Consider the following 23,676-nt stretch of genomic DNA (forward strand, 5'->3'; position numbering starts at 1 on the left):
TGATCGGGCAAACAATGCAAAGGAACGAAATGTTCGAGTCGTTGACTTCGACGCGGCTTTTTTGGGAAAAATGCAGGCAAATTCTTGGACAATCGCGATAGAAGGGGGTATGCTGGACTTAGAAAGAAATGCTTGGCATGACATGAAAACGAACAGCAGAAACAAGCGGAAACGGGACGAACTGTTTGGCGGCAGCTTACGAGATTGCGGGAGGGAAACCATGTACGACTTTGAGACGAGAATCGAGCGCAAAGGAACGGACTGCGTGAAGTGGGACATTGACAATCCGAAGGTGAACGGAGATGGAATGCTGCCCATGTGGGTAGCCGACATGGATTTTGCCTGCCCTCCGGAAGTGACGGAAGCGATCGTGAAGCGGGCGGCGCATCCGATCTACGGCTACCCGCTGAAAAGTGCCGCTTTTTTTGAGAGCTTGCAGGAGTGGATTCGCAAACGGTTTGGCGTCGAGGTGGAGACAAGCTGGATGGCAGGCATCCCCGGGGTCATTCCTGGCATCCATGTAGCGATTGAGGCATATGCATCTCCAGGGGAGCGTGTCCTGGTTCAGACACCGGTGTATTATCCGTTTTTCCATGCCGTGGAAAACCGGGGGCGGCAAGTGGTGCGCAGTTCGTTGCGCGAGCGGGACGGCCACTACGAGATGGACTGGGACGACTTGGCGGAAAAATTGAGCGACCCTGCGGTGAAGCTGATGCTTTTGTGCAGCCCGCACAATCCGGTCGGCAGAGTGTGGACGAGACAGGAGCTGGAGCGGCTCGGAGCCTTGTGCATCGAGCATGGAGTCATTGTCGTATCCGACGAAATTCACGCCGATCTCGTCTACGAAAAAGGCAGCCACACTCCTTATTACTCGCTTGCACCGGAGCTGGCCAGACAGAGCGTGACGCTTTTGGCGGCTTCGAAAACGTTTAACCTGGCCGGGCTGTTTACGTCATACATCCTGACGGAGAACAGGCAGTTGCTGCGTGATTTTACTGTGACCGCTTCTAAAATGGGCTGCGAAAATCTGAATCTGTTCGGGATGGAAGCGACAATCGCAGCCTATCGGCACGGGGAGCCGTGGCTCAACGAATTGCTTGCGTACTTGCAGAAAAATGCGGCGTACATCCACCGCTACCTGGCAGAGCACGTACCGGACGTCAAAATGCCTGTGCCGCAAGCCACCTACCTTGGCTGGATCGATTTTCGGCGTTTGGGCCTGAAGCAGCTGGAGCTGAACCGTCTGCTTCGCGAAAAGGCAAAGCTTGGCTTTCATGACGGCGTCACCTTCGGACAGGAAGGGGAAGGGTTTCAGCGGATCAATTTTGCCTGCCCGCGCTCTGTCGTCGAAGAGGCGATGGAACGGCTGAAACGGGCCATTACGGAGTAGGCCGCTGGCTAAGGGAGCGATCCCCACAATTTGACAGGCACCGGATTCAAATCTACAATTTATTCATATACATCGTGAATATGGACAGAGGGGATAGCAGATGAATATCGGGCGAGCATCGATTCAACTGGCCCAGGCAGTGAGAGCGGCCAGCGATTTTACAGGAGAGGGCAAGGTGGCGGCGTATATACCCGAACTGGCAAAAGTAGATCCGCACTTGCTAGGGGCTGCCGTGTGCCTGCCTGACGGGACGATTTTGTCGGCGGGAGACGCCGATGTTCCCTTTACGTTGCAAAGCATCTCCAAAATTTGCTCGCTGATCGTGGCGTTGTGCCAGAACGGACAGAAGCATGTGTTTGAGCGGGTAGGCAAGGAGCCGACAGGGGACCCCTTCAATTCGATTATCAAGCTGGAGACGATCAAGCCGCACAAGCCGCTCAATCCGATGATTAATGCCGGGGCGATTGCCGTTGCCGGAATGATTCAGGGCAACAGTGTAGAGCAGCGTCTGAATGCGGTGCTCGACCTGCTGCGCCAGATGACGGGAAATCCCGGTCTGTCCATCAACGAAGCGGTGTACGGCTCGGAAAAACGAACGGCTGCCCGCAACCGGGCGCTCGCCTGGTTTTTGAAGGACAGCGGGGTTCTTAAGACAGATGTGGAAGAGACGCTTGATTTGTACTTCCGGCATTGCGCGATTGAAGTCACGGCCAAAGAGGTAGCGAGAGTAGGCATGGTGCTTGCTGCCGACGGCGTGATTCCACAGACGGGTGAGCGAGTAATTCCGCAAGAGGTTGCGCGCATCTGCAAAACGTTTATGGTGACTTGCGGCATGTACAACGCCTCCGGAGAATTTGCCATCGATGTCGGGATTCCTGCGAAAAGCGGAGTAGCCGGAGGGATCTTGGCCGCAGTCCCGCAGCGGATGGGAATCGGTGTTTTTGGTCCTGCTCTGGATGAGAAAGGAAACTCGGTTGCGGGAGTCAAACTGCTTGCGTTACTCGCAAAAGAATGGAATCTTGGTATCTTTTAGCTTCTTGCAGTTGATAAAGCTTCTCCCCTTTTCAAATAGCCCAGAATCGCGTACTATGTATGTTAAGGATGGAGGCAAACGGAGGGATAGGTTTTGACAGAAATGAAAGTTCCAGATTTGGAACAGAAAGCGCTAGCACTGCTAAAAGCGGACGCAGACAAGATTTACAAGCTCATCGATGTACAGATGGAAAACCTGACCATGCCGCAGTGCCCGCTGTATGAAGAAGTGCTTGATACACAAATGTTCGGGCTTTCTCGGGAAGTAGAGTATGCGGTTCGCCTCGGACTGATCGGAGAAGAAATTGGTCGTGAAATCATGGGTTCATTGGAACGCAAACTGGCGAGCCTCCATGAACTGTTTAATCAAAAGTAAGGCGAGGAGAGCAGCGAATATCCTCGCTTTTCGTTTTTTTGGAGAAAAGTCTTGCCTATTTGTACCGTATATATTAAATTAATAGTCAAGTATTCCATATAAGTAAAATGCGATGACGGAGACCAGTACGCGGAACATGCCGCTTGACAGGGAGAAGCTGCCCCGGACTGCAAGCAGCTTTGAAGCGCAAACCGTGGAATTCCCTCCGGAGCAGCCCTTTGAACGGCAAAGCCAAGTAGGAGGAAACGGGTCATTTCCGTTAACGATGAGCAAGTGAAGTGCCGGGAGCATGATGGCTTCTGGTGCTTAATCAGGGTGGTACCGCGAACAGACTCGTCCCTTTTTTGGACGGGTTTTTTTATGTTCGGCTACCACATTCCCATACGAAAATAGCTACGATAGAGACCAGTATACGAAATGTGCCGCCTGACAGGGAAGTGCTGCCATAGACTGAGAGCAGCCGCAGGTGAGCCTTCGTAGAATTCCCTCTGGAGCTGACCTCTGAACGCAAGGCGCCGCAAGTAGGAGAGTCCGGGTCATACCCGTTATCAATGACGAGGAGAGACATGTCTTCCGCGAAAAAAGGCGATGTCTAACTAGGGTGGTACCGCGAGAAACAAACAACTCGTCCCTTTTGGGGGGCGAGTTTTTTTGTTGAAAGCAATACGTATCGTTAAGGAGTGAATGTGGATGAAAAATCAAGCAGAACAGTGGACGAGCCGACTGGGCTTTATTTTGGCCGCAGCAGGCTCCGCCATTGGCTTGGGAGCGATCTGGAAATTTCCGTATATGGTAGGGACGAGCGGGGGCGGCGCGTTTTTTTGCCTGTTCCTGATCTTTACGCTCGTCATCGGGCTGCCGCTGCTGCTTGGCGAGTTTACGATTGGCCGCAGCACGCAAAAGGAAGCGATCAGCGCCTATCGCGCGATTGCACCGGGGACGATGTGGCATTGGGTCGGCCGGCTTGGCGTCGTGACTTGCTTTTTGCTCCTGTCCTTTTACAGTGTAGTAGGAGGCTGGATTCTCACCTACCTGATGCATGGCTTGTCTGGGCAACTGTTGGGGGGCCAGTATGAGCAGCTTTTCGGCGAGGTCATCTCGGCTCCGGTGGGCGCCGTCGCTGCGCAGTTTGTGTTCATCCTGATTACGGCCTGGGTGGTAGCCCGCGGTGTGCAGAGCGGGATCGAGTCGGCCAACAAATATATGATGCCAGCCTTGTTTATTTTGTTTCTCGTCCTGATGGTTCGCTCTTTGACATTGCCTGGTGCGATGGAAGGCGTTTCGTTTTTCCTCCGTCCTGACTTTTCCAAGCTGAGTGCCGAAGCGATCCTGTACGCGCTGGGCCAGTCGTTTTTCTCGCTCAGTGTCGGCGTATCGGTGATGGTCACGTACAGCTCGTATCTGGCGAAAAACGAAAGCCTGGTGCGTTCCGCAGGCTCGATTGTCAGCCTGAACCTGCTCGTTTCCCTGTTCGCCGGACTGGCGATTTTTCCGGCCGTCTTCTCGTTCGGCCTGGAGCCTACGGCTGGTCCTGGCCTGCTGTTTATCGTGCTGCCGTCTGTCTTTGAAAAAATTGCGCTGGGCGGGTTTTTCCTGTTCATTTTCCTGGCCTTGTTCCTGTTTGCCACGTTGACTTCCGCTTTTTCCATGCTGGAGATCATCGTCGCTTCCCTGGCAAAAGGGGAAGAAAGCAAAAGAAAACGTCTGTCCTGGATGATCGGTCTCCTCATTTTCCTGGTCGGCGTGCCGTCTGCTCTATCGTTTGGCGTCTTAAGCGATGTGACGGTGTTTGGGAAGTCGATCTTCGACGCATTCGATTTCCTCGTCAGCAACATTCTGTTGCCGCTTGGCGCTTTGCTGATTGCCATTTTTGTGCCGCTGAAAATGAAAAAAGAGGTGCTGATGGAAGAGCTGCGCGCCAACCAGTCGCCGCTCGGGAAGCGTCTGTTCGTCATCTGGCTCTTGCTGCTCAAATACGTGTCGCCTCTGGCGATTATACTGGTCTTCATGCAGATGCTCGGCATCTGGTAGCAACAATAAAGGAGTGCATCGGCAACGGCTGCCGCAGCACTCCTTTTCGCTTTTTTCCCAAAAACATCTTCTCTCAGGCGAAGAAGAAGGCGGTTCCGAGAATGATGTAGACGGTGAGCAAAAGAACGCCTTCAAACCAGTTGGTGGCACCGTCCTTGGTAATGGAAATCGTAATAAAGGTCGCAACGCCGATCGCTGCCAGTTCAAATGGCGTGAACACGATGTCCATCGGATTGCCGAGCAGCAGGCTGACCAGGACGAGCGTGGGCGCGACGAACAGGGCAATCTGCAAGCTTGAGCCGATGGCGATCTCGACGGCAGCCCCGATGCGTCCTTTCATGGCGAGCAGGAGCGCTGCACTGTGTTCGGCGGCGTTCCCGATGATGGCGATGACGAACGCACCGACGAACAGCTCCGACCAGCCGAGCGAGTGCGACACATGCTGAACGCCGTGGACGAGCCATTCCGAGACGACCGCCACAAACACGGTGGAGACAGCGAGCATCACAATCGACACGCCTTTGGACCAGAACGCTTCGCTTTCATGCGGCTCGATGTCGGACAAAAAGTCGCTGTGCGTAACCATGGAGAAAATCAGCCAAAGGATGTAGGCGACGATCAGCAAAATCGCGATGACGATACTCAGCGTCTCAATTTTGACGGGCGCAAGCTCCCGCATGAAAACAGCAGGAATAAACAGCGCGACAATCGCCAGCGTCATCAGCGAGGCATTGTGACCAGCGAGCCTGCTGTTGAAGTTTTGCTCCTTGTACTTCAGTCCGCCCAATAGCACGCTTAACCCGAGCACCAAGAGCATGTTGCCGATAATCGCCCCGGTGATCGACGCCTTGACCATGTCGAACAACCCTTCCTTGACGAGAAAAAAGGCGATAATCAGCTCGGCGGCGTTGCCGAAGGTCGCATTTAAAAAGCCGCCAATCCGGTCCCCAGCATAGTGGGCCACGCTTTCCGTCGATTTGCCGAGCCAGGCTGCGAGAAAGATGATCGCCAGGGCCGAAGTGGCAAATTGGAAGAATTCGTTATCGGTAAAGTAGTGCGCGAAAGCCGCCAGGAGCACAGACGCCCCGACGAGAGAAAAAAAGAGTCGTAAATTCATCCGATCACCTCAAATGGCAAATAATCATTCCTTACCTACCTATTGAATCATACCAGCCTATTGAATCATACCAGCAAACCCTTCCTTTTTGTACCAAAAAGTTGGCGCTCGCCGCGAAACCAGGACGCACGTATAGAGTTCCTCCCCAGGCAAAAACTAAACGGTGAAAGAAGACAGGGAGGTGCTTTTATGAGCAAGCCTTTGTTGTGTCCCACCTGCAAGTCCAACCGGATGCGTTTTACCGTCATTGAGCAAGTTCCGCGCTACATACGGCTTGACCCGCAAACGGGAGAAGTCGTCCAGCAGCTGCAAAGCGACGAACTGGATGTGTTTCACCAGCCGTACAAGGGCGAGTCGTACATGATACAATGCGGGGTATGCGGCACGACCGAATCGGAAGAACGGTTCGTCAAAATGGCGCAGCTTATGCAATCCCAGCGCCCGATCTGACAGGAAAACGGAAACAGGCACGCAGTCCGCTCGACTGTTGTGCCTGTTCTTTTTTGCCCAGCTTATCGGCAGAAAATATGTCGGCCGATCTTTTTGATTTGCGGACGACTCCAGATCCAGCCGGATGTGGCCGTATCCGGGTTGAAGTAGTAGATCGCCCCTCCGGTCGGGTCCCAGCCTTTCAAGGCGTCGTTGACCGCCTTTTTGGACTGCTCGTTTGGCTCCAGCCAAATTTGCCCGTCTGCTACAGCGGTAAAAGCACGCGGCTCGAAGATCACCCCTGCGGGCGTGTTTGGGAAGGCAGGGTTTTTCGTCCGGTTCAAAATGACCGCGGCAACCGCTACTTGCCCGATGTACGGCTCGCCACGGGCTTCCCCGTATACCGCGTTTGCCATCAACTTGATGTCGTTGGCCGACACGTTGGCGGTGTGGTACGTTTGCTTTTTCGCTTGGCCCGGCGCGGGTGCGCTGGGAGCGGATGGCGACACGCCGAGGTCTGCGGCAGTTGGCTTGTAGTTTTTCGTGGCATTGTACAGCTTCACTTTCGTTTTTGCCCCGAGCACGCCGTCTACAGGCAGGCCGAACTCGTACTGGAAGTTGCGCAACGCCCAGTACGAACGCCAGCCGAAGACCCCGTCAACGGGTCCGGTATAAAATCCAAGGTGTTTCAGGCGGTATTGCATTTCACGGACGTCGCTCCCCTCTGCGCCCACCTTGACGATCTGCTGACTGAAAGCATCGGAGCGCATGGGAGAAATCACGATCGCGGCAACGAGCGCGATTGCTGTTAGTGCGATCAGCCATTTCACAGGCTGTTTCATTTTTTCCCCTCCTTTGAAGTAGTGCTAATCAGCTGCTGGTAATGGTTAGGTTCTCCAACTTTCCACACAACGTCCTAGTAAAATGTTGGAGATTGCGCACACTACCATTGACTTTTTCATGTCTACAGACAAAAAAGGGAGGACGACAAGATGATCGTGGCGCAATATTTGACGAAACAACTGGCTGCGTGGGGTGTCAAACGCATCTATGGCGTGGCAGGGGATGGCATTTTTGCCTGGTTGGATGCATTGGGGAAACAGACGGAGATTCAGTACATATCATGCCGACACGAAGCAGCGGCAGCCATGATGGCAAGCGCAGAGGCGAAGCTGACGGGCAAGCCGGGCGTGTGCACAGCGACGATGGGACCCGGCTTCGTCCATTTGCTGAATGGGCTGGCGGATGCACATACAGACCGCGCCCCCGTCATCGCCATTACGGGACAGGTCGAGACGCACAAGCTGGGTGGCACCTACAAGCAGTTTGTCGCCCAGGAAGACATGATTCGTCCGATCAGCGTCTACCAGGCAACGGTTAGCCATCCGGACGCCGTGGGAGAGGTTTTGCATCGCGCTTTTGTTTCGGCTGCCCAGCAAAAAGGAGTGGCGCATCTGGCGATTTGCAAGGATGTGTTTGCCCAAAAAACAAAAGCGGCGGTGCTTCCGCAGATGCCGCGCATCCCGCGCGTTCTCGGCGACCGGATGGAGATCGAATCCGCTGCCGAGCAAATCATGCGTGCCAAAGCGCCGCTGATCCTGATGGGCACGGGAGCGCGTCCCGCAGCGGCTATGTGTCTTCGGCTCGCGGAGCAGTTGGGCGCGGGAATTTTGCTGTCGCTGGGGGCAAAAGGAGCCATCGACGAGTCGCATCGGCTGGTGCTCGGCGGCCTGGGCGAAGGTGGCAGCGAAGCAGCCCTGCAAGCGCTGGAGAAGGCCGATTTGCTCGTCATTTTGGGCGCGAGCTGGTTTCCGCAGGAGTTCATTCCGAAGCAGTTGCCGATCATTCAGGTCGATCATGCTGCCGCGTCCATGCATGCCCATGCCCGGCTTTTGCCTGTCACGGCCGATCTGCTGGATGTATTGCCGTTGTGGAGCCAGCGGTTAAAAGCGCGGACGCCAGGCGATGCCTGGGAGAAGAGTGTAGAGACCTGGCATGCCCGTTTTTTGGCGGAACCTGCGGGGAGCAGTCAGTCCCAGTCGCTTGCGGAAGCAGTGAGGCCGGAAGTGTTGATGCACACATTGGGTCAGGTCGTGGCCGACGATGCTATCGTGGTTCTCGATACCGGCGAGCATACGATCTGGTTCAATCGCGTGTTTCGCGCAAGCAGGCAATGGCCGCTCTTTTCCGGGAAGTGGCGCACGATGGGCTTCGCCCTGCCAGCCGCGATTAGTGCCAAGCTCGCTTTTCCTGACAGGCAAGTTGTCTGCGTGACAGGTGACGGCGGCCTGCAAATGAGTCTTGCAGAACTGATGACGGCAGCCGAACATCAGGCAGCGATTACGGTTGTGGTCGTAAACAACCGGACGCTGGGGCTGGAAGAGCTGAAAATGAAGCAGGAAGGGTTTCAGCCGTTTGGCGTGCATCTGCACAACCCGGATTTTGCGCTGTGGGCCAAGGCGTGCGGGGCAGATTCCCATGTGGTGCGTGCGGAGTCGGCTTTGGAGCCTGTTTTGCGGCAAGCACTCGCGGGCAATCGTTTGACATTGCTAGACATCCATTGTACCGCTCCGACATTAATCGAGAGAAAAAAACAAATTCCCTTCCAAGCCCAAGCATGAGTTGTTTATAATGAAAGAAAACTCAGATAAAAGGGGGACAGACAGGATACGGTCGAAGAGGAGGGAACCCTGATGGCGGAAAGACTTGGTGAGATCAGAGTGGCCGATCAAGTGATTGCGGTCATTGCAGCCGTAGCTGTGGAGGAAGTGCCGGAGGTTGCGGTGCGCTCGGGTGGGCTGTATCAGGACTTGGCGAAAAAGCTGAACGGCGGGGCAAAAGGCATCACGGTAGCGATCACAGAGGGCAGAGTCGTCGTCGACATGCGTGTATCCGTGCGCTACGGAACGCCAATTCATCGCGTGTGCCATCTGTTGCAGGAAAAGGTGAAAGAAGCCGTCGAAAACATGACCGGACTGTATGTAGAAGCGGTCAACGTGCGAGTAGAGACAATTGATCTTGGCAAATGAAAACGACCTGCGCCATCGGCAGGTCGTTTTTTTGCCTGGTGAGTGCGAAGCGATCCATTACATGGAGTACGGCTGCTTTTTGAGTTGCTCCTCCAGCTTTTGACGGCTGACCTCGCGCGATACACTCAGTAAAAAGCCTGTGGAGATCAGACAAACAAGCAGGGAAGAACCGCCGTAGCTGATGAACGGAAGCGGTACGCCCGTCAGCGGAATCAGTCCTGTAACGCCGCCGATGTTCAAGATCGCTTGCAGGCCAATCATGCTGACGACCCCGATTCCCGCCAGACTGGCAAACGTGTCCTTGACGCGCAGACAGATATGGATGCCGCGCAACAGAAACAGCAGGTAGACCAGCAGGAACAGGCTTGCCCCGATAAATCCGAGTTCCTCCGTAATGATGGCGAAAATAAAGTCGGTATGCATCTCGGGCAAGTACAAATACTTTTGAATACTTTTCCCGAAGCCCGTCCCGGAAAATCCTCCGTGGGCGATGGCAATCCACGACTGAATGATGTTGTATCCGGATCCGCCCGGATCATTCCACGGATTGAGGTAGGAGTCGATTCGGCTCAAGGCATGCGGCTTTAACGCGATATAGCCGAGGAAAGCGATGGTCACGACCGGACCGCCAAGGCCAATCAGGTGACGGAGTTTCGCACCGCCGCAGATCATCACGATCAAGGCGCTCCCGAGAAGAATGGCGGCTGACCCAAGATCGGGCTGCACCACAATCAGGAGAAAGAACAAACCTGTAACCATGAGCGGGGGAAGCAAGCCTGACTTGAGCTTTCGCACTCCCTCTCCTTTTTTCGCCATAATCGCTGCCAGGTACAAAATCAGGCCAAGCTTGGCAAACTCTGCGGGCTGCAGGCTGGCTGAACCGATTTTGAACCACGAACGCGCTCCTTTCGTGTAATCGCCGATTCCCGGAATCAACACGAGTACAAGCATGATGAAGCTTCCTAACGCAATCAGCAAAAAATTGCGCTTGTAAAAGGAGAAGGGAATATTCATGGCGACCAGCATGCAGACGATTCCGATCAGCAGGAAGCGGATTTGCCGCTTCACGAAATAGAGCTCGTCCCCGTTGCAATAGGAGCAACCATTGCTGGTGAAGCTGGTCAGGGCGAAAATGGAGCTTGCGCTCAGCACCATGGTAATACCAAACCCGACAATCAGGGCGGTCAAAAACAGGAGCAGGAAGTCAGGTACGCCCCTAGTCTTCACGGTAATACCCCCTTCTACGTGAAACAGAGAGGGGATGCCTCTCTGTAACGCAGTACGTTCTCATTTGGAATTAGTGCGAGGACAGCTTTTCTCCGAGCATCTGCAGCTTGAGCTTTGCTGTTTTCACAACGGATTCCGGCATTGGATAGTCGTAATCCAGTCCGTGCGGGAAAAGGTGTTTGCCCATGTACGGATCTTCCAGCTTCAGGACAGCATGGGAGTCTTCCAGCTTGCCTTCGATCACGTTCGCTTGAATGCGAAGGTAGAAAACGTTTCCTTTATCTTGGATTTTATAATCGTATGTAGCGTGATTGTAATCCCAGGCGCCACGATCAAAGCCAAGCTCGCTCATGTAATGCTCCAGATCGGCGAAAAAGACCTCTTTCGTGCTAAGCCCAGTGTCCTTGATAACCATTGTTTTTCCTCCTACAACTGGTGAGATTTTCACTTATTAATGATAGTCTGTTTTTGGTAGAAGCGCAATGCATAACTCCATTTCGCTTGCGATCTTATCATGCCCTTTCCTCCCGAATGAAAACATGGCAGATAGGACACACTACAACCGTTCATCAGGAAAAGGAGGAAAAGAAAATGGCCAAAGTGGAAAATCGCACCCTGCGCGAGATTATGACCAAAGATGTCGCAACGGTGACGCTTAAGGATAACGTCTACGAAGTCGCTTGCAAAATGCGTGACTGGAACGTCGGAGTCATTCCGGTCGTCGATGAAAAGAACGATGTGATCGGGATCATCACCGACCGGGATATTGTCATTCGCGGACTTGCGGAAAAACATGAAGGTTCTACGGCAACCGAAGTGGTCATGACAAAAGACATCATTCTCGGTCGACCGGACATGACTGTCGATGAAGCGGCGAAGATCATGGCCCAGCACCAGATCCGTCGCCTGCCAGTTGTGGAAAATGGCAAACTGGTCGGGATTGTCGCCCTCGCTGACATGGCGATCCGCCAGGTGCACCACGACGAGGCGAGCGATGCGCTCCAGGAGATTTCCGAGCCAGCTCGCCACTAACGCTTGCCCAACTGAAAAGTACGCAGGAAAAGCTGCCCAAAAGCGCGACGGGCAGCTTTTTCCTTTTTTCGCTGTACATTGACGCAACGGGAAGGTATATGATACCGATAAGAAGTTGACAGGGAGAGACACGCATGCTGATTAAGGATATGGCGCAAAGACTGCAAATTACGCCGAGAGCCATTCGCTATTATGAAGAAAAGGGGCTGATAAAGCCGGCGAAGGCAGATGAATCCGGGTATCGCCAGTTTACGGAAGAAGATGTCTGGCGGCTGCAGACGATTATTACGCTGCGCGAGGTCGGTATGTCGATCGACGATATTCGTGAGTTGCTCGCGCAGATGCAGGAGCACGAAGACACCTTGTTGCATTACCTGGAGTTGCAGCGCTCCTTCATGTACACGAGATGGGTGGAGATGGCCAAGGTCATCCAGACGACGGAGGCGATGATCGAGCGCATCGGCAACAGCCAGACGATCGACCCTGGTGAGCTGTACGAGCTGGCGGAAGCGAACAAACGGCTGCGGCAGACCCGCGACAACTGGGTGGATCGCTGGAATTTCAACCAGATTGCAGACGGCTACGACGAGTGGGTAAAGCGGCAGTCAGAATGCCCGAATGCCGCGCATCAATCGTATGAGCAGGTGCTGGATGAAGTCGTCGCCGCGCTTGGCCCCGTGAAAGGCGAAAGCGGGCTGGACGCAGGCACTGGCACGGGCAACCTCGCGAGCCGTCTCGTCTCTCAGGGGGCAAACATGAGCGGCTTCGACCAGTCGCCGCAAATGCTGAAACGCTGCCGGAGCAAGCTGCCGGGGATGGAGACGAAGCTGGGCACCTTTTTTGCCTTTCCCTTTCTGGAGGATCGCTTTGATTTTGTAGCGACGAGCTATGCGCTGCACCATCTCGACGACGACCAGAAGCTGCTCGCTCTGGCTGAATGCCGCCGGGTGCTAAAGCCCGGAGGACGTCTGGTGATTGCGGATCTGATGTTCGAGGACGAAGTCGCAAGACAGGCACATATCGCCGCGCTTGTCCGGGATGGCAAGGAAGAGACAATCAGGCAAATCGCCGACCGTTTTTACGCCGATCGTTCGAGGCTTTTGCGAGAGTTGGTTGCGCTCGGGTTCGCCGTGAAGGCGCGACAGATTACGACGTACACGCATCTGATTGTCGCCAGGCTAAATTAAAGAACATTCCTGTACTTTGGGCTCTTCCGATGATGGACCTATGCCTAGCCTTTTGCATAGGCTGTAGCGAGAAGGAAAGGAGGACTCCACTATGGGTCTGTTCGATGGCTTTTTTGATCGCGATAACGAGGAGCTGCTGTGGATCATCATCGTCGTGGTCGTTCTGCTGTTCTTGTTTAGCGCCGATCGTGACTAAGTCTGGACGTATAGACAAAACGACCTCGTGGAAGGTCGTTTTTTTCGGCTTTGGCCAAACGCCCCAAGGAACTTACTGTCGGCCTATTGACCTTCCCTCTTTCTTTTACTAACCTGAAAGTCTGAAAGTCAATGCAACGAAGAAGAGGAGAAGAAACCATGAAACGAATCGCACTCGCACCATACTTGCTCGCTCTGGCGCTTTTGCTGGCTGCCTGCACCACTTCGGGACAGCCCCAGGCAAACGGGGAAATGACCGCTACGGTCAAACGGGTGGTTGACGGCGATACGTTTGAGCTTGCGAGCGGCGAAAAGGTGAGGATGATTGGAATCGATACGCCGGAGACGGTCAAGCCTAACCATCCGGTCGAGCCATACGGCAAGGAAGCGAGCAACTACACCAAAGAGCTTTTGACAGGAAAACAAGTGACACTCAAGTTTGACGTGGAGCCGTACGACAAATACAAGCGGCTGCTCGCTTATGTGTATCTGGAAGACGGGACGTTTGTCAATGAAAAGCTAGTGCGCGATGGCTACGCGCGCATCATGACGATCCCGCCGAATGTCGCCATGGCTGACGTATTCCTGGCAGCGGAGCGCGAAGCACGTGAAGCCAATCGCGGGCTGTGGGGGCTGGATGCAAACAGCAAGGACACGGGCAAAAAGCAAGCTGACAAGGAAGCGGACAAGACAAAAGCAAAGCCCGCCAAATCTGCGGGCAGTGAAACGCCGCCGGAAGGCAAAGCGATCAAAGGCAACATTAACTCCAAAGGCGAGAAAATTTATCACGTCCCCGGCTCGGCCAGCTATGAGCAGACAAAGGCTGAGATGTGGTTCGCAACGGAGGAAGAGGCGCAAGCAGCCGGATTTCGCGCTCCGAAGCGATAAGAGGGTGTCTGGCGGGAAGTCGCGTCCAGACGTGCGCCAGGCATCTGCTGGGCCTCTTTTCATCTGCGTGTTGGATGAAAAGAGGCTTTCTTTTTTTCATGCGGGACACTTATCACGCTTGCCGGGTGGGCGGCATATGGTATCCATGACGAACGAGAAATATGCACATGGAGGAGGCTTTCTGTTTGAACGCGCAAACACGTACCTGGTTTCCTTATGTCAGCCCATTCGATCCTTGTCCGCCGATCCGGGTAAAAACATACGTGGTTCCTCCGAACTTGTTTATCACATTCCAGCGTCCCGACCTGCCTCAGTATTCCCCGGCCGAGGCATTGCGGGCAGGCACATTGTGGCCGTCCCTGTACGGTCCGTACAACCCGCAGCAAGATTACACAGGAAGAGAGGGTTCCCATGGCATCTGAACATCAGCGAGGCAAAGAGTATTACGCACTGTTAGAGCAATTGCAGGCGATTGATTTTGCCCTGGTTGAGCTCAATCTGTATCTGGATACGCATCCAACCGATAGCAACGCCATTGAGCAATTCAACGATCTGACAGAAAAGCGCTGGGCCTTGGCAAATGAGTACGAAAAGCATTACGGCCCCTTGCAAAATCTCGGGCGGAGTTATTCCGGATACCCGTGGCAGTGGAACGACGAGCCTTGGCCATGGCAAGTGTGAGGGGGAAGTAGACGATGTGGATCTATGAGAAAAAGCTGCAATACCCGGTCCGTGTAAGCAAGTGCGATGTGAAAATGGCCAAATACTTGATTGAGCAATACGGCGGTGCCGATGGCGAGCTGTCAGCGGCCCTCCGCTACATGAACCAACGTTACACGATTCCGAACAAAGTCATTGGGCTTTTGACAGACATTGCGACCGAAGAGTTTGCCCATCTGGAAATGATTGCGACGATGGTTTACAAACTGACGAAGGACGCAACGGTCGAAGAGTTGGAGGAAGCGGGACTTGGCGGGCATTACGCCAACCATGACCGGGCGCTTTTTTACCACAATGCGGAAGGGGTGCCGTGGACAGCAGCCTATATTGCCGCCAAGGGCGATCCGATTGCTGATCTGTATGAGGATATTGCCGCAGAGGAAAAAGCGCGGGCCACGTATCAATGGCTAATCGACATGACGGACGACGTCGACCTGCAGGACAGCCTGAAGTTTTTGCGCGAGCGGGAAATCGTCCACTCGTTGCGCTTCCGGGAAGCGGTGGAAATTTTGAAGGAAGATCAGGGCCGCAAGACGATTTTTTAACGGGCCGCCCCATCCTTACAAGCAAAAAGAGAGCCTTGGCGCTCTCTTTTTGTGTTACACATCCATAATGATCGGCAAAATCATCGGCCTGCGCTTTGTTTTCGCGTACAAAAACCGTCCGATCGACTCGCGCAGCGCTTGCTTCATGCGATTCCACTGGGTGATTCTCTCACCCTGCAAACCTTCAAGCGCGGTTGCTGCGATCTGTGTCGCCTCGTCAATCAGCCCTTCCGAATCGGGGCCGTACACAAACCCGCGTGAGATGAGGTCAGGACCGGAAATGATTTTGCCGTCTGTTTTGTCGCGCGTGACGACCACGACGAGAATGCCGTCCTCAGACAGATGCTTGCGGTCGCGCAAAATGACCGTGCCGACGTCGCCGATGCCAAAGCCGTCAACCAGCGTATTTCCGGCCTGAATGGTTCGTTCCTGTACGACGGCCCCATCCTTGAAGTCCACCACGTCGCCGTTATTGATGAGAAAAATCGCGTCCGGCTCCATGCCGAGTTGTTCGGCAAGCAGACGGTGCTGGTGCAGCATCCGGTACTCGCCGTGTATCGGGATGAAAAATTTCGGCTTCATCAACGTGAGCATCAGCTTCAGTTCTTCCTGGCTGCCGTGGCCGGAGACGTGCATGCCCGTGCCCGAGCCATAGACCACGTTTGCCCCGAGAATGAACAAATTGTCGACGATCCGCGCTACATTTCGCTCGTTGCCGGGAATGGGCGAGGCGCTGAGGATAACCGTGTCGCCTGCCTCCACCTTGATGCTGCGAAATCCTCCTGTCGATAACCGGGCCAAAGCGGCCATCGGTTCCCCCTGGCTTCCCGTGCACAAAATGGCGACGCGCTCCGGCGGAAGCTCGTTTGCTTCTTCTGTATCGACCAGCATGCCTTCCGGAATGTGCAGATAGCCTTGCTCCTGGGCGATCTGAACGACATTGACCATGCTGCGTCCAAGCAGCACCAGGACGCGGTTGTTCAGATGGGCGGCATCAATGACCTGTTGCAGCCGATACACATTGGAGGCAAAGGTGGAGACGAAAATTTTCCGTTTGGCCCGCGCAAACGCCTCGCGCAAATGGTCGCCGACCAGCTTTTCCGAAGGAGTGAAGCCAGGGCGCTCGGCATTCGTGCTTTCCGACAGCAGGACGAGCACGCCGCTTTGCCCGATCGCGGCCATTTTGTGCAAATCGGGCGTCTGTTTGTGAACGGGGGTCAAATCAAACTTGAAATCCCCGGTATGTACCACTTTGCCTTCCGGTGTGTCGAAAACGACGCCAAGGCAATCAGGAATGCTGTGATTCGTCTGAAAAAAGCTGGCCGTCATCGCGCCCAGGGCGAGCCTGGAGTTGCGGTCGATTTGCACAAGCTCTGCCTGCTGCAGCAAGCCGTGTTCTTTCAGCTTGATTTCAATCAGCCCGAGTGTCAGGCGCGTGCCGTAGACGGGGACGTTCAGTTGCTTGAGAAAATACGGGATGCCTCCGATGTGGTCCTCATGCCCGTGCGTGACGATCAAGCCGCGTACTTTGTCATGGTTTTCCAGCAAATAGGTAATGTCGGGGATGATTAAGTCAATACCCAAAAAGCTCTCATCGGGAAACTTGGAGCCGCAGTCGATCAGGACAATGTCGTCGCCATACTGAATGCCGTACATGTTTTTGCCGATTTCATAGACGCCTCCCAGCGCAAAGATGGAGAGCGTGCCGTTTTGTGTGCTCATCACGAACCAATGACCTCCCGCAAACCATGTGGTATATGGGTTACTTTTTGCGCGGGAAGGAAGGATTATGTATGGACACCAGGCGGGGAGCCTCGCGGCAGCGTGAATGAGAACGGGAGCAAACGGGCACAATGTGGGATGACTGAATTTGGAAAGGAGCCGTCCCGGTGAAAACCAAACGATTGATATTCCGCTTGTTCCTGTTGATCGCGATTGCTGCGGTTGTCGAGTGGTTCGTCTACTCCAAGGACGATGCGCAGACGAATGTGGCTGTCGAACAGGCAGAGGCGCATCAGGAAGCGCCTACACTCAAAGTCACGTACTTGCTTGAGCAGGATGACCTGCAGCTCAAGCTGGCCGTGACGAACTTCCAGTTTTCCCTGGAAAACATGGGGAAAGAAAACAGGCACGGCGAGGGCCACGTTCACCTGTACCTGGATGGAAAAAAGATCGCAAAAGTGTTTGAACCAACCTATGTCGTAAAAGACATTCCAAGTGGCAAGCACGAGATCACGGTCGAACTGGCTCACAATAACCATGAATCATATGGGGTATCCGAGCGCTTCAGCATCGAGGTCAAGCCTTGATCGTTGCCAAATTCGATTGGATTCCATAGAAAAAGCCGACAGGGAAGCGCCATTGGCTGGCACTCGCCATGTCGGCTTTTATCGTGTACACAAACGGCTAGCGCATCTGCACGCTCACTTGTGCCTGCTGGTCCGGCAAGGCGATGACGAGCGTCGGGTACGAGATTGCCTGTGTTTTCAATGCGCCCGGAGCAGGCGGCTGCACGTGGACGCGAACGGAAAAGGCGTGCGGGCCTGTCCGTTTGACCTGATCGGTGACGATGCGATAGCCGCCGGTCGGCTTTTGTCCGGCGCCAATCACCACATACGCTTTGCCGTTTGCGCGCACGACGGTATGTCCGCCGCTTTTTCGCACTTTTTTCAGCGCTTCTGTGACGGCAGGTGGATATGGAGCGGCGACAGCCTCGTATGGTACGGCCTCCACAGCGGACGGGACCACCTCTTTTCCTGAAGGCGCAGATGCGGTAGGATGTGGTAGAGACATGGAAGAAGCGCCAGTGACACAGAGCGAAGCAGCGAGCAACAAGCCAGGGAATATATTCATCATCATTCTCCCTCCATTTGGCAAAAGTAATCGTGATGAGATCATAAAAACTGAGGTGACAGGAGTGCGTGTGAAGGATTCGCTGGAATACCTGTCCGATGCAACGCGACAAGCGATTCTGAACGAACAGCAAAAGCGGTTTTGCATGGAACAAGAAGAGCAGGATCTGGCGTCCAGGCTGGCGGATTCCCGCTTTTTGCAGCAGGTGTGGGCACAGGCGGATGAACTGGAACGAACGGTTATCAAGCTGTTCATTACCAAGGCGACGAGAGGATTTTTCAGCAAGCGTTCCTGGGAACGCGAAACGGCAAAAGAACACAGGCACTTGTCCGTCGGACTGACAAAGCTGCGCCGACTGGGACTGATTTTGACTGTACGCAAAATGTGGAGTGAAATCGGCTATGTGATGCCGCAGGAAGTTCGTGAGCAGTTGACGCTGCAACTGCTGCCGGACGTATCCGCGGCGTATGTTTCCTTGCCCAAAACGCTCCCTTATTATATATCAGCCGGCAGGGGGATAGATCTGGATCTTTTTGGGCTTCTGCTGTACATCAGGGACAATCAGGTGCCTGTGACGCAAAAAGGAAGCATTCACCGCCGCGTCATGCAAAAAATGGTTCCCTTGCTGTCGATTACAGATGAACATGTGCAGGGCGTTACCCTTTCCCCGCTGGACAAAGAGCCAAGGGAAGGGCTTGCGCTGACAATCGTTCTCGATCTCGCGTTTCGGCTCGGGCTCGTGGTGCGCGAGGAAAAGAGCATGGTGACTGATTCCTTCCAGATCAAGCGCTGGCTGAACAAGTCAGCGCCTGAGCGGTGGGAAGAGCTGTATCAGCTCGTTTGTGAGCAGCTTTTGCCGCACGGTGATTGGTGGGATGCGTTTGCCCAGATGATGAGACAGGTTCCACTCGATCAATGGTGTTGTGTTGACAGCCAATTGCGCATGCTAGAGACAGCGGGCTTTGCCTTGCCGCAAGAAGCGGACAGGCTGCTTGTGGAGCAGTGGCTTCACGTGCTGCTCGGGCTTGGGTGGGTGCAACTGGGAGCAGATGAGCAAAAACGCCTTTTCTGGCGGTGGAACAGCTTGCCGCACCTGACTCAGGAGGAAGGCTGGTTTGTGGATCCGACGGGAGCGCTTACGATTCCGCCGCTCGTCCCGTTGCGGGATGTGTGGGAGATCAGCGGGTTTTGCCAGCTTCGTTTTGACGGCGAGCTCATTCGCGGCGAATTGCAGGCGAGGCTGCTGCAACAGTATCTGGCTTCCGGCGGCAGTGAAGAGCTGGTCGTAGAAATGCTGCGCGTCGGCTGCGCCCATCCATTGCCGGAGAGCCTTGTAGAAATCATCGGGCATTGGGCGAAGACGGCGACGCAAATACAGTTGGAGCCGTTTTTCCGCGTCAGGACCGCACATGCCGGATTTGTGGAGGAATGGCGACAAATCCCCGACTTTCAGCCCTTTTTGCAGCATGCGCTTTCGCCGACGGAGTTTTTCATCCCGCTCGCGCAAAAAAGGCAGCTGATCGAGTTGCTCCGGCATTACGGCTACGAGCCGCATGTGCTCATGCACACGGAGTCTGCGGAAGTGCAGGAAACGAACGAGGACGAGCGCGAGTCCGGCAGAGGGCTGCTTGTCATCGAGCGTCCGTGGGACGGGTACGCGATCGAAAATACGTTTCCTGCACAGAGTGAGGCCATGCCGCAATTGGCGACGCTCCCGAAGATGTGGACGCAGCACTTCCAATCGTATCACCCGCAGTCACTGCGCGATTTGTTGAAACGGGCGGCCGAACTTCAACTGGAGGTGGATGTTCAGCTCACAAACCAGGACAAGCTGCGCGGCCTGCCCGTCGACGTCAAGCTGGAAATGGGCTACTGGCTCGTCACCATCAGCGGGCCGCATGGAAAGCGCCCCTACAGGCTTGACGAGATCAGCCGAGTGCGCATTGTCGTGCCTGACTATCTGTACTAAGGGTGTGGATCGTGGTACAATCAGGGAGGACTAAAAGCTTTATGCCTTTAGTGTGAAAGGGGGTCTCGCTCTATGGAAGCAGTAGAGACTGTAGACATGGCACAGCTGATTATGGAGTCGCACGAGCTGTCCACGATGATTAACCAGTCGCGCGAGGTCTTGGAATACCTGGAGGCCAAGCGGCGAATGGAGGCAGACGAGGAAGTGCAGCGCCTCCTGCTACTGTTCGAAAAGAAAAAAGAACAGTACGAGGATGTCCAACGGTTCGGGAAGTACCATCCCGATTACAACCATATATCAAAAGAAGTTCGCGAGCTGAAGCGGACGATTGAGCTGCGGGATTCCGTGCAAGCCTTCAAGCGGGCAGAAGACGCGCTGGATGAGCTGCTCTACCAGGTCAGCAAAACGATCGCCCATTCTGTCTCCGACACGATCAAGGTGCCGAGCAACAACCCGTTTCTCGAAGCGCGGGGAAGCGGCTGCGGCACGGGCGGAAGCTGCGGTTGCAGTGTGAAAAAGTCGTCCTGATCCGCAAGCGAGCTCTAGCTTTGCGGCGATGCTTTTTCCCGCAGCAGAAAACAGTCTTCGCACAGGTTGCCGCAGCAAAACTGCTTCTCACTGGGGACCAGAAAGCGAAAGCGGTACACGTGCTGGTCGTCGACAGAGCGAACGTAAATGCATTCGGGTTTTAGCCTGGTATGGGTGGTCAGCCGCTCTCCCGTTTCCACGAGCCGTTTTGTCAGGATGGAAGCGGGGAGCGTGCTGCTTACATAAAAGAAGCGTTGGCCGGCATGGGTGCGCCAACCGCTTTTTGTCACGATGCCTTCCTGGTGCAAAGCATCTTCGAAGCGTCGGTAAAATGTAGCCAGCATAAATGACCACGGTTCCTTTCTGTAACAGGCTTATACAGATGATTATACCATGATGGGAAAGGAGACAAACGGCTTACAATGAGAGAACGACGTTTGGGTGTTGCCGTATGGGTAAAAAACACGCGCGCAGCCAAAAATTTACGCAAATTTGGCACCATTCATTACATCTCCAAACGGTTAAATTACGTGTCGATGTACGTGGATGCGAACGCGTTGGATGAAACGATCCGCATCATGGAGAAGCTGCATTTCGTGACCAAAATCGAGCGTTCCCATCGTCACGAGATTCCGGTGGAGTACAACAACGCAAGACCGGACAAGGCGAAGGAATACGACTACAAGCAGGAAAAAAATCAAGTGATGGCGCTGGCAGAAACACTGATGGCAGAAGAGAGCAGTCCAGCGACTGTAGGTTCGACGTAAATTGTTCACCAAGCTGCCAGTTTTCGGCAGCTTTTTTCCTTTTGCTCAGCCACCGTACATGGTATGCTAGAGAAAGGAAAACACCAGAAACAATGCCAATGATTGCGTTTTCAACAAGTGTACATAGATGCATGAGAGGAAAGGTGGGGGCGTACATACATGATTCATCTGGACATTAACTGCGATATGGCCGAGGGCTACAGCAGAGGACGACAATCAGAGGACTTGGGGATTATGAAATGGATCACCTCCGTCAACATTGCTTGCGGCATGCACGCAGGTGATCCGCATCTCATCTGCAGAACGATTGAAGCGGCACTCAAGCACAACGTAAAAATCGGAGCGCACCCCGGTTATCCGGATGTGCAAGGTTTCGGACGGCGCTCGATGAACTTGTCCGTCAACGAAGTGTATGAGCTGGTGCTGTATCAGGTGGCGGCGCTGTCCGGTATGACGCGGGCGCTCGGCGGTGAGCTGCACCATGTCAAGCTGCACGGAGCGCTGTACAACGAAGCGGCGGAGTGGCCGGAGCTTGCGGAGGCGGTGGTACAGGCGGTAGCCGACATCGACGAAGAGCTGATCCTGTACGCTCTGTCCGGCAGCAAGCTGGTCGAGGCGGGACTGGAGCACGGGCTGCAGGTGGCCGAGGAAGTGTTTGCCGATCGGGCGTACTTGCCGAATGGGCGTCTGGCACCCCGGGAGCTGGAGGGCAGTGTGCTCATCAGCAAGGAAGAGCAAATGGAGCAGACGCGCCAGCTCGTCCTGAAGCAACGGGTCAAGACCGTGAACGGCCAGCACATCGAGCTTGCGGCCGATACGCTTTGCGTTCATCACGAAAGTCACGATATTTTGCAGTTTTTGGGTGAACTGCACAAGTGGGCGAAGCAAAACGACGTGAAGATCGAGCCGATCAGCGCGCGCTAAGCTCTCCGCAGAACAGGGAAATCCGCATGAAAAAGCCATACGGCAACGTCAAAATCCGAGTTAGTCAGGATGAGGACGTCGCTGTATGGCTTTTTGGTCTGCCACCATCGACAAGATTGCCGTTTTCCAGAAGCAGGATCGTATCTCCCAGCCTTTCCGCTTCTTCCCGGTCGTGGGTGACAAGCAGAAACGGAATGCGCCACATGTCATGGAGCCGGAGCAGCTCATCCTGACACTGTCTGCGCGTATCCGCGTCCAGCGCGGAGAGCGGTTCGTCCAGAAGCAAAAGATCCGGCTCGGTGGCCAGGGCGCGGACGAGGGCGACCCGCTGCTTTTGCCCGCCGGATAGCTGATGCGGGTACTTTTCCAGCAGGTGAACGATTCCGACTGTGGACAACAGCGGCTCCAGATGCAGCGCGTTGCCCGCCTTCAAGCCGTAGCGGATGTTTTGGCCGACCGTCATGTGCGGAAACAGCGCGTAGTCCTGAAACAGGTAGCCGACATTGCGCTTTTGCACGGGGAGCGGTTTTTGCCCCTGCCTGTAAAACGTTCTGTCATTCAGGACAATTTCCCCTTCGTCAGGATGGACGAGGCCGGCTATACAGTTCAGGATGGTCGTTTTCCCCGAGCCGGATGGACCGAAGAGGACGACAATCTTCTGCCCGGTGGAAAAGGAGACGTCGAGCAAAAAATCGGGCAAACGTTTTTGAATCGTAACCGAGAGCATGCTGACTTCCCCTCCCTTACTTTTGATTGGCGTACCTGCGTACATTGCGGCGAGTCCACCAGTTGAGCCAGAGCGTGGTGCCCATTCCGAGCGACACGATGATGACGACCCAAAACAGCGCTTTTTCCATTTGCCCGGCCTCTACGGCAAAGTAGATGGCGACCGGGATGGTATCGGTTTTTCCTGGTATGTAGCCGGCGAGCATCAGCGTGGCGCCAAACTCGCCCAAGCCGCGGGCAAAGGACAGGACAAGCCCTGCCAACAGCCCCGGCCAGGCAAGCGGAAAAGCGACCGTCCAGAACACCCGCCACTCGGAAGCCCCCATCGTCCGTGCGGCATTTTCCAGGCGGCGATCCACTCCGCTGAACGCCGCGACGGCGCTCTGGTACATCAGCGGAAAAGAGACGACGATGGAAGCGATGACAGCGCCCGTCAGCGTGAAAACGACCTGGATGTCAAACCATTGGGCGAGCAGTTGGCCCAAAAAGCCGTTTTTTCCGAACAAGAGCAGCAAGCCGAAGCCAACGACAGTCGGCGGCAGGACGAGCGGGAGCAGGAAAAACGACTCCAGCACGTTTTTGCCCCAAAACTCCTTTTGCGTCATCCAGCGTGCGCCGAGCATGCCAAGTACAAACACAAAGGAGGTGGATAGCGCAGCCACCTTCAAGGAGAGCATCAACGGTGTCAGATTGGTTTCCATCACGCTAGCC

Annotated in this window: 27 protein-coding genes and 2 other annotated features; of the genes, 18 read left to right on the forward strand and 9 right to left on the reverse strand. The window is 54.7% G+C overall.

All coding sequences use genetic code 11. The features are described from left to right. The first annotated feature begins 220 nt into the window (after positions 1-220). The 4 genes from AAFJ72_RS09110 (at position 221) to AAFJ72_RS09125 (ending at position 4,829) form a co-directional block, all read left to right on the forward strand. On the forward strand, positions 221-1,390 hold the full coding sequence (locus tag AAFJ72_RS09110) for a MalY/PatB family protein (protein WP_432776839.1): 1,170 nt from the start codon (positions 221-223) through the stop codon (positions 1,388-1,390). 100 nt (positions 1,391-1,490) lie between these two features. Then, positions 1,491-2,423 carry a glutaminase A gene (gene glsA / locus AAFJ72_RS09115; protein ID WP_432776840.1) on the forward strand — a complete coding sequence of 311 codons (933 nt, stop codon included), beginning with the start codon at positions 1,491-1,493 and terminating at the stop codon, positions 2,421-2,423. Between the two features lie 102 nt (positions 2,424-2,525). Further along, positions 2,526-2,798: a YlaN family protein gene (locus AAFJ72_RS09120; protein WP_432777168.1), complete on the forward strand. Its 273-nt coding sequence runs from the start codon at positions 2,526-2,528 to the stop codon at positions 2,796-2,798. A gap of 103 nt (positions 2,799-2,901) precedes the next feature. Beyond that, positions 2,902-3,142: a binding site (T-box leader), on the forward strand. 42 nt (positions 3,143-3,184) lie between these two features. Then, positions 3,185-3,434 (forward strand) — a binding site (T-box leader). Between the two features lie 54 nt (positions 3,435-3,488). Beyond that, complete coding sequence (locus tag AAFJ72_RS09125) at positions 3,489-4,829, forward strand: sodium-dependent transporter (protein ID WP_432776841.1); 1,341 nt, start codon at positions 3,489-3,491, stop codon at positions 4,827-4,829. A gap of 73 nt (positions 4,830-4,902) precedes the next feature. Here the strand turns inward: AAFJ72_RS09125 and cax are convergent, their stop codons facing one another. After that, positions 4,903-5,946, reverse strand: a complete 1,044-nt coding sequence (gene cax, locus AAFJ72_RS09130) for a calcium/proton exchanger (RefSeq protein WP_432776842.1) — start codon at positions 5,944-5,946, stop codon at positions 4,903-4,905. A gap of 189 nt (positions 5,947-6,135) precedes the next feature. Between cax and AAFJ72_RS09135 the strand changes: the two genes are divergently transcribed. Then, positions 6,136-6,396, forward strand: coding sequence for a hypothetical protein (locus AAFJ72_RS09135; RefSeq protein ID WP_432776843.1), 261 nt, complete (start codon positions 6,136-6,138; stop codon positions 6,394-6,396). A 62-nt stretch (positions 6,397-6,458) separates the two neighbouring features. Here the strand turns inward: AAFJ72_RS09135 and sleB are convergent, their stop codons facing one another. Then, positions 6,459-7,217 carry a spore cortex-lytic enzyme gene (gene sleB / locus AAFJ72_RS09140; RefSeq protein WP_432776844.1) on the reverse strand — a complete coding sequence of 253 codons (759 nt, stop codon included), beginning with the start codon at positions 7,215-7,217 and terminating at the stop codon, positions 6,459-6,461. Between the two features lie 150 nt (positions 7,218-7,367). Here sleB and AAFJ72_RS09145 point away from each other — a divergent pair, with 150 nt between their 5' ends. Continuing rightward, positions 7,368-8,996, forward strand: coding sequence for a thiamine pyrophosphate-binding protein (locus AAFJ72_RS09145; RefSeq protein WP_432776845.1), 1,629 nt, complete (start codon positions 7,368-7,370; stop codon positions 8,994-8,996). Positions 8,997-9,068: 72 nt separating this feature from the next. Then, the gene (locus AAFJ72_RS09150) at positions 9,069-9,404 is read left to right on the forward strand and encodes an Asp23/Gls24 family envelope stress response protein (RefSeq protein ID WP_122904051.1); all 336 of its coding nucleotides are present in this window, start codon (positions 9,069-9,071) and stop codon (positions 9,402-9,404) included. Positions 9,405-9,461: 57 nt separating this feature from the next. Here AAFJ72_RS09150 and ftsW read toward each other — a convergent pair whose 3' ends face one another. Together ftsW and AAFJ72_RS09160 are read right to left on the reverse strand one after the other, a co-directional pair. Continuing rightward, positions 9,462-10,631: a putative lipid II flippase FtsW gene (ftsW, locus tag AAFJ72_RS09155; protein ID WP_432776846.1), complete on the reverse strand. Its 1,170-nt coding sequence runs from the start codon at positions 10,629-10,631 to the stop codon at positions 9,462-9,464. Between the two features lie 70 nt (positions 10,632-10,701). Further along, positions 10,702-11,046: a YugN family protein gene (locus tag AAFJ72_RS09160; protein WP_122904053.1), complete on the reverse strand. Its 345-nt coding sequence runs from the start codon at positions 11,044-11,046 to the stop codon at positions 10,702-10,704. A gap of 176 nt (positions 11,047-11,222) precedes the next feature. Here AAFJ72_RS09160 and AAFJ72_RS09165 point away from each other — a divergent pair, with 176 nt between their 5' ends. The 6 genes from AAFJ72_RS09165 (at position 11,223) to AAFJ72_RS09190 (ending at position 15,198) form a co-directional block, all read left to right on the forward strand. Further along, positions 11,223-11,663: a CBS domain-containing protein gene (locus tag AAFJ72_RS09165; protein WP_432776847.1), complete on the forward strand. Its 441-nt coding sequence runs from the start codon at positions 11,223-11,225 to the stop codon at positions 11,661-11,663. 134 nt (positions 11,664-11,797) lie between these two features. Continuing rightward, on the forward strand, positions 11,798-12,850 hold the full coding sequence (locus tag AAFJ72_RS09170; protein ID WP_432776848.1) for a MerR family transcriptional regulator: 1,053 nt from the start codon (positions 11,798-11,800) through the stop codon (positions 12,848-12,850). 354 nt (positions 12,851-13,204) lie between these two features. Then, the gene (locus AAFJ72_RS09175; RefSeq protein WP_432776849.1) at positions 13,205-13,933 is read left to right on the forward strand and encodes a thermonuclease family protein; all 729 of its coding nucleotides are present in this window, start codon (positions 13,205-13,207) and stop codon (positions 13,931-13,933) included. Positions 13,934-14,118: 185 nt separating this feature from the next. Then, positions 14,119-14,355 carry a spore coat associated protein CotJA gene (locus AAFJ72_RS09180; RefSeq protein WP_122904057.1) on the forward strand — a complete coding sequence of 79 codons (237 nt, stop codon included), beginning with the start codon at positions 14,119-14,121 and terminating at the stop codon, positions 14,353-14,355. Further along, positions 14,345-14,614, forward strand: coding sequence for a spore coat protein CotJB (locus AAFJ72_RS09185; protein WP_122904058.1), 270 nt, complete (start codon positions 14,345-14,347; stop codon positions 14,612-14,614). Before AAFJ72_RS09180 ends, AAFJ72_RS09185 begins: the two co-directional genes overlap by 11 nt. Before the next feature lie 14 nt (positions 14,615-14,628). Continuing rightward, complete coding sequence (locus AAFJ72_RS09190) at positions 14,629-15,198, forward strand: manganese catalase family protein (protein ID WP_122904059.1); 570 nt, start codon at positions 14,629-14,631, stop codon at positions 15,196-15,198. Between the two features lie 54 nt (positions 15,199-15,252). Here AAFJ72_RS09190 and AAFJ72_RS09195 read toward each other — a convergent pair whose 3' ends face one another. After that, positions 15,253-16,920 (reverse strand): ribonuclease J, encoded by a 1,668-nt coding sequence (locus AAFJ72_RS09195; RefSeq protein WP_432777169.1) that lies wholly within the window; start codon positions 16,918-16,920, stop codon positions 15,253-15,255. Between the two features lie 167 nt (positions 16,921-17,087). Here AAFJ72_RS09195 and AAFJ72_RS09200 point away from each other — a divergent pair, with 167 nt between their 5' ends. Further along, on the forward strand, positions 17,088-17,507 hold the full coding sequence (locus AAFJ72_RS09200) for a hypothetical protein (protein WP_432776850.1): 420 nt from the start codon (positions 17,088-17,090) through the stop codon (positions 17,505-17,507). A gap of 97 nt (positions 17,508-17,604) precedes the next feature. Here AAFJ72_RS09200 and AAFJ72_RS09205 read toward each other — a convergent pair whose 3' ends face one another. Next, complete coding sequence (locus tag AAFJ72_RS09205) at positions 17,605-17,931, reverse strand: protease complex subunit PrcB family protein (protein ID WP_432776851.1); 327 nt, start codon at positions 17,929-17,931, stop codon at positions 17,605-17,607. A gap of 58 nt (positions 17,932-17,989) precedes the next feature. Between AAFJ72_RS09205 and AAFJ72_RS09210 the strand changes: the two genes are divergently transcribed. Beyond that, positions 17,990-20,020 carry a hypothetical protein gene (locus AAFJ72_RS09210; protein ID WP_432776852.1) on the forward strand — a complete coding sequence of 677 codons (2,031 nt, stop codon included), beginning with the start codon at positions 17,990-17,992 and terminating at the stop codon, positions 20,018-20,020. A 72-nt stretch (positions 20,021-20,092) separates the two neighbouring features. Further along, on the forward strand, positions 20,093-20,548 hold the full coding sequence (locus AAFJ72_RS09215; protein ID WP_432776853.1) for a YlbF family regulator: 456 nt from the start codon (positions 20,093-20,095) through the stop codon (positions 20,546-20,548). 14 nt (positions 20,549-20,562) lie between these two features. Here AAFJ72_RS09215 and AAFJ72_RS09220 read toward each other — a convergent pair whose 3' ends face one another. Next, positions 20,563-20,892, reverse strand: a complete 330-nt coding sequence (locus AAFJ72_RS09220) for a hypothetical protein (protein ID WP_432776854.1) — start codon at positions 20,890-20,892, stop codon at positions 20,563-20,565. Positions 20,893-20,970: 78 nt separating this feature from the next. On the opposite strand from AAFJ72_RS09220, the gene AAFJ72_RS09225 reads away from it, so the two are divergent. Both AAFJ72_RS09225 and AAFJ72_RS09230 read left to right on the forward strand, forming a co-directional pair. Beyond that, entirely contained in the window at positions 20,971-21,315 is a 345-nt protein-coding gene (locus tag AAFJ72_RS09225) for a YlbG family protein (protein ID WP_432776855.1), read from the forward strand. A 159-nt stretch (positions 21,316-21,474) separates the two neighbouring features. After that, positions 21,475-22,239: a 5-oxoprolinase subunit PxpA gene (locus AAFJ72_RS09230; protein ID WP_432776856.1), complete on the forward strand. Its 765-nt coding sequence runs from the start codon at positions 21,475-21,477 to the stop codon at positions 22,237-22,239. A 64-nt stretch (positions 22,240-22,303) separates the two neighbouring features. Here AAFJ72_RS09230 and AAFJ72_RS09235 read toward each other — a convergent pair whose 3' ends face one another. Beyond that, complete coding sequence (locus AAFJ72_RS09235; RefSeq protein ID WP_432776857.1) at positions 22,304-22,966, reverse strand: ATP-binding cassette domain-containing protein; 663 nt, start codon at positions 22,964-22,966, stop codon at positions 22,304-22,306. 16 nt (positions 22,967-22,982) lie between these two features. Then, positions 22,983-23,666: a molybdate ABC transporter permease subunit gene (gene modB, locus AAFJ72_RS09240; RefSeq protein ID WP_432777170.1), complete on the reverse strand. Its 684-nt coding sequence runs from the start codon at positions 23,664-23,666 to the stop codon at positions 22,983-22,985. Positions 23,667-23,676: the final 10 nt, after the last annotated feature.

The organism is Brevibacillus gelatini, assembly GCF_050920745.1.
Classification (GTDB): domain Bacteria; phylum Bacillota; class Bacilli; order Brevibacillales; family Brevibacillaceae; genus Brevibacillus; species Brevibacillus gelatini.